The 6,087-nt window shown below is 43.9% G+C and carries 4 protein-coding genes; 3 read left to right on the forward strand and 1 reads right to left on the reverse strand.

The window, feature by feature from the left end; genetic code table 11:
- Positions 1–1,027 precede the first annotated feature (1,027 nt).
- Together AC4II3_RS30690 and AC4II3_RS30695 are read left to right on the forward strand one after the other, a co-directional pair.
- Positions 1,028–1,315 carry a DUF433 domain-containing protein gene (locus AC4II3_RS30690; RefSeq protein ID WP_293020770.1) on the forward strand — a complete coding sequence of 96 codons (288 nt, stop codon included), beginning with the start codon at positions 1,028–1,030 and terminating at the stop codon, positions 1,313–1,315.
- Between the two features lie 2 nt (positions 1,316–1,317).
- A complete protein-coding gene (locus AC4II3_RS30695) occupies positions 1,318–1,662 on the forward strand; it encodes a DUF5615 family PIN-like protein (protein WP_488007540.1) in 345 nt (114 codons plus the stop codon).
- 198 nt (positions 1,663–1,860) lie between these two features.
- On the opposite strand, the gene AC4II3_RS30700 is transcribed toward AC4II3_RS30695, so the two are convergent.
- Positions 1,861–3,330, reverse strand: a complete 1,470-nt coding sequence (locus AC4II3_RS30700) for a putative Ig domain-containing protein (protein WP_488007538.1) — start codon at positions 3,328–3,330, stop codon at positions 1,861–1,863.
- A gap of 487 nt (positions 3,331–3,817) precedes the next feature.
- Here AC4II3_RS30700 and AC4II3_RS30705 point away from each other — a divergent pair, with 487 nt between their 5' ends.
- Positions 3,818–5,980, forward strand: coding sequence for a phage tail protein (locus AC4II3_RS30705; RefSeq protein WP_488007536.1), 2,163 nt, complete (start codon positions 3,818–3,820; stop codon positions 5,978–5,980).
- The last annotated feature ends 107 nt before the right edge of the window (positions 5,981–6,087 follow it).

Genomic DNA, 6,087 nt, shown 5'->3' on the forward strand with positions numbered 1-6,087 from the left:
ATGGGGGAAACCCCCAAGACCGCGCTGCATCGCTGCTCCCTGCTCCCTGCTCCCTGCTCCCTGCTCCCTAAAAACTTAGGTGCCCTTGACCCGTAATTAAATTAGCCACGGGTCGCACCTCAGAAATTTGTACCTCACAAGTCGTAGAATTGCTATATTTTTTGGGATTATCAGAAATCAATAATGGAGTTGCTCAGTTCTTCAGTAATGGTAGATGTCAATAAAATTAGGGCTTTAGATTGGTAGATATAATCCCCAGAAATTATTGATTGATATCTGATTTACTTCCCAAAACCAGTATTACACAAATTTCTAACAATTTTAGTTAGTAAAATCTAACTTTATCAAAACTTTAAACTTATAGTTATTATCAAAAATACTTTGGCTAGAGATAAGTCATAAAAGCTGATTAGTAAAGGATTTCAGGGAATTTCGTCCTAGGAAGAAGGAAGTAGTAAGTAGGGCATGAAGGTCTATGAAGTGGTCTGAAGTACTACCGAAGTTACATGAAGTAAATTAAGACTAATATAGTAGTTATATTTGAGATGTAAACAAATAATCCCAAAGTTTATAAAACATAAAAATCTGGATAGTTAAGCGCAGTAAATAATCCAGAGTTTTTTAGTTTATAAAAACTCACAATCTAGTTTTACAACTCATTTATACAATTAAAAATAAGTCTAAATACTCATTGCCAAATCAAAATAAATTTGATAAAACTATCAATACGAATAGGGAGAGGTGAGACGTTGGCTGTAGGGTACCCATAATCACCACCAAGCCCAAATCCTAAAACCAGATAACCAAGCAGTGAAGTCAGTAAACGCGATGTTCCTTTGGAACCGCTTCGCCATCGCGCTGTTGCTAAATCAAGCTATGAACGAACTATAGAATTAGCTTGTGCCAACGTCAGCTGACCGCTGACCGCTGACCGCTGAACGCGCAGGCGTGCGCTTCGCGCATATGCTTACCTGAAATCTTATTGGTAAATTAGACATACCACTGGTTTCCCAAAGCAAAGAGCCTTATGACTGCTAAAACGATCTCGCGCTACGTTACTCGTAATCCGGAAATTTTGAACGGAGAACCAATCATCATCGGCACTCGGACATCTGTCCGTGCTATTGTTGGTTTATGGCGCTTGGGTATTATGCCAGAAGAAATTCTAAACCATCTAACTCATTTGACTCTGGCGCAAGTATTTGATGCCTTAAGTTTCTATCTTGACAATCAGGGGGAGATTAATGAATACATTGAGCAGAACCAAGTCCCTGATGAATTGGTGCATCCATCTGTAAAGTCTATCTTAGGTTGATCGTGAGGATTATTGTAGCGATTTATACTGATGAAGATGTATCAGGATTGGTTGCTACATTGTTAAAGTCTCGGGGACTAGATGTAACAACTGTTCCTGAACAAGGAACTATTGGCAAAACTGATAGAGAGCAATTAGAATTCGCAACTTCTATAGGCAGAGCTCTTTTGACTCATAACCGTACTGATTTTGAACGGTTAAACCTTGAGTATATAAAAGAGGAGAAACAACATTCAGGAATTATTGTTGTGCCCCAGAAAAATGCCTATGAAGTAGCGAGACGGGTTGGCATTTTGGTGAGTATGCTGGCAATTGAGGAAATCAGAAATCAGTTGTTGTATGCGTAAATCCTCGGCGTTGCTGAATTAGGGTATGATTTTCGCAAGTAGCGATTGGCCGTAGGCTACGCTTCGCGATGCGACCTAGGAGCCGCTAAAAGCGATTGGCCGTAGGCCACGCTTCGCGAACGCGGTCAATCCAGGTATTAAGCAGCAATAGAATGCTGACCGCTGACCGCTGACCGCTGACCGCTGACGGCTTACGCTCTACAACAAACCAATGATGCTAATCGTGAATGTGCTCTTATCAAAAAAGTCGCTATTGCCAGGTGCCAGGGCAAAGTCAACTACCGAGCCTTTTTGCACTTTGCTCGATACAGTGAAATAAACCCCAACAGCATCATTGCCATCGATTGCGTCAGACCAGATTTTAGTACCATCAACAAAGATATAGGCAATCACACCATCGCTGGCAGTACGATGGTCTTTCTTGGCGAGGTGACCCTTGAACGTAACTTCCCCTTCAATGTCACTAACCCAGCGACGAACTCCCCACTGCTCAACCTTTTGCCGTCTACCGGTGGTTTTCGGACCGTTGGGATGAGCAATAGTGTTAGATAGCTCAGTCCAGTATTTTCCTTGCTTAACCTGCCAGGAGCCGTTAGTGTATTCCTGCATTTCATGGAAATCAGCACTGGTCAGGGAACCATCGTAGTAGCCGTAGAACCAGTTATGCTTTCCTTGAGTATCAGAAAAATCCTCCACTGAATTGGCAATTTCAGTACGCACAGGAACATGGTTAACCTGAAGTTCAAAGGCATCGCTGACTGTTTGGCATAGCTCGTCAGACGCTGTTAGAGTAATTGTGCTTGTGCCTATGTCATCCCTACTAGGAGTACCACTGAAGGTAGTGCCATCGAAATTCAACCAGCTGGGTATGGTTGCACTCAAACTCAGACTATCTCCATCGCGATCGCTAAATGTTGCTTCCCCAATTGTCAGGGTAAAAGACTCATTCTCGTTAATGCTTTGAGCGCCAATGGGATTAGCCACCACAGGGGCAGAATTATTTGGGGGTTCATAGACGTAGAGAGATCCACACGTTTCCCAGCGAACTTCGTCGAGACTGGAACGGTCTTTGTTGGTATTTGTGAACCAATCGCCATTAATCTTTAAATAATCCAAATCTGTCAGGACTTGCATTATCTCTAAATTCGTCGCTGCTTCATTGCTGTCAGTTTTTATCCATCCACCCTCTGCATTCAGGGGTATCGTGTAGGGAGTCCATTGGTCTATAGTGGGCATCGATACATGGTTCTGTAGTTCCAAACCACCACCACTTATGGTTAAACCATTTATTAAACTGTTATTTAAACTATTGATATCCTCGGTAATCTCATCGCTATTTTCCAAATTAACCTCAACAGCAAACCTGAGGTTTCCATTGAAAAAACTGGATTTGTCACCAAGAAACTTCTCGGGAGCAACGTAATCGTAGGGTCCATCACCGACTTGATCATCATTACGAATGTAGCCACCAGTGATGAATCCACAGATTCTAGACTGTTCGGGGTCAACTTCAAGATCATTAACGTCAACAACGCTCCAACCCTCTGTGCCAGTATCAAAGTGACTGACCGGCTCGATTATGCTTTCAATCGCCTGAGCTGGCTGTGGAATCATGAGCATGGCACCAGACAATAGTGCCGCCCACAGAAAAATACGGATTTTTTTCATCGAAAATTTCGCAGCAGAATACACCACTTAAACCCTGAGGGTTAGAGTTAGCAAGGAGCTTTCAAAGTGTGGATGCAATACCGCACTCAGCCCCTTTCCGCTGCACCTCCAACTAATGGTTTACAGATTAATCCGGTACTACGTGTAAGTAGCCCTGTTGTTTTTTGCTTTATGTAACTGCAAACAGCTCGATGGTCTCCTTTGGGGAAACCGTAGCTAAAGTATGCTTAAAGGCTATGCAGATATTAAATTTTGCCCAAATTATAATTTTATAGGAGTTTAGGCTTTTTAGATATTTTTTTTGATTTAAAAGCTCGTCTATCTTGATAGATAAGGGTTTTGGTAATTATAAGTTACCTTTACTGCTCCCCTTATTAAGAATCTATATTGTTTATTACCATAAGATGCGCATCTGATCAAATCCTGTTATTTTTAACTTTTGAGTTCTCGATGAGCTCCCTGGTGAACAACCAATGGTATTCCTAAGATGAACCAATCAACCGAGCGGCTATATAATCTATTACCTGCTATCTACCGGCAGCGAGATTTTGCCCAAGGGGAACCCCTACGGGCGCTGTTGGCAGTAATGGAAAAGGAACTCCAGATTATAGAAGCTGATATTGAAGGCTTGTATGACAACTGGTTTATTGAAACCTGTGATTCCTGGGTGATGCCCTATATTGCTGAGTTACTGGGCATCGAGGATTTAAATGATGAAAAGCAGATTATCTTCAGCCAACGTACCCGGATTGCTAATACAATTCGTTACCGTCGCCGTAAAGGGACTACTGCCACTTTGGAAATGGTGGTTCAGGATGTAACTGGCTGGAAAGCCAGGGTAGTAGAATATTTTGACTATATCGCCACAACCCAGCATCTGTCTCACATCCGCCCAGGGAAAGGGGGTACCTTTGACCTGCGTCGAACCGATGCCCTAGAGCGCCTAGATAGTCCTTTCAACACTGCTGCCCACACTATCGATATCCGTCCCTTTGAATCCCTACGCGGTAGATATAACATCCCCAGTGTAGGAGTGTTTTTGTGGCGTCTGGAAAGCTACCCGGTCAGGAATAGTAATGCTTATGCCATTACCGAACAACGGAATGTTGCCTATTCCTTTGCCCTCGGTCAGGATCCAGAACGCTTCCAAAATACCATTGTTGCGGTGCCATCGGCCTCAACCCAGCGCAAGTATACCTTTCAAGTCACTCCCTTACCCAACAAAGGTCGCTATACCTTCCATCCTTTGGGTTATGACATGCCCTTGTTTAACCGTCCTGAAACTAGAACCGAGTTTAGCGAGGTAGCGGCAGCAATTAATGTACCCCAAGCGATCGCATCCCAAGCTTTTCAGGAAGAGTTACAAGACTACTACGGTGATCTCAGCAGTGTCACGATCATTAAAAATGGTCAACTGATCCCAATCGATAAGGTAGAAGGGAGGGATTTGCGCAACTGGAGTCGCCCTTCAGAGGGGAAAACCGTAGCTGTGGATGTGGATTTGGGACGCTTGACCTTTGCAGAAGGGGAAGACCCGGAGCCAGATCAACTACAAGTCAGCTACAATTACGGATTTAGTGCTGACCTTGGTGGTGGACCCTACAGCCGACGCCAAAGCTTAACCCAGAGCTCTGGCACGGTATGGTTTGTTTCAAAAACCCATACTCCCAAATCTGAGCAATGGTTTACTAGCTTGCAGGGAGCACTCAAGGAATGGGTAAACCGTGGCAAGGTCGGAATTATCCGAATTATGGATAACAGTACCTATTACACTCCCTTGCAACTAACCAATCTTAAGGGATTAGTGATTGAAGCGGCTGATGGCGCTTGCCCTAGTATCCATCCGGTGGATGGAAAGTTAACTGTAGTGGGGGCAGCAGCAGGGTCAACCTTAGATCTCAATGGTTTGCTGATCAAGGGTGCGATCGCAATTCAAGGGAATCTGAGACTGAACCTAACCCACTGCACGGTGATGGCAGAAGAAGGTCAAGCCAGCATAGTGGTGGAAGAAGGACAGACCGCTGATTTACAGCTAATGATTAGACACAGCATTGTCGGACCATTACGCCTACCAGCACAGAGTGCTAACTTAACCATCCAAGATAGTATTATTGATGGCGGTGGGAAGTTTGCGATCGCATCTGTTGCTAACAACAGTTACGGACCCCCAACCACTTTGGAAAGAACCACTGTTTTCGGTCAAGTCGCTGTCCAGGAAATAATCTTGGCTTCAGAAACTATCTTCACAGATACTGTCACCGTTGAACAACGACAGGTTGGTGGGATACGCTTCTCCTATGTGCCCTCCGGTTCCCAAACACCGAATCGCTATCAGTGTCAACCTGACCTATTTCTGGAACAGGAGGCGCAGCGGCTGGGACGCAACAGTATCGACGAATTGACAGCAGCAGAAACTACCACATTACTAACTAACCAACAACCTGTCTTCACAACTCTTAACTATGGTCAACCGGGCTATGGCCAATTGACCTTTGACACTCCTGAGGGAATCCGCACCGGTGCTGAAAATGGCTCTGAAATGGGAGCATTCAATCCCCTAGTGCAGCCCCAACGCCAAGCTAACTTAAAAGCAGCCCTCAATGAATACTTGCGCTTTGGTCTTCAGGTAGGGGTATTTTATGTAACTTGAGAAGGCAGAATGCAGAATGTAGAATGCAGAATGTAGAATGCAGAATGTAGAATTCTAAATTCTAAATTCTAAATTCTAAATTCTTAATTCTTAATTCTTAATTCTAA

Source organism: Moorena sp. (assembly GCF_982860115.1).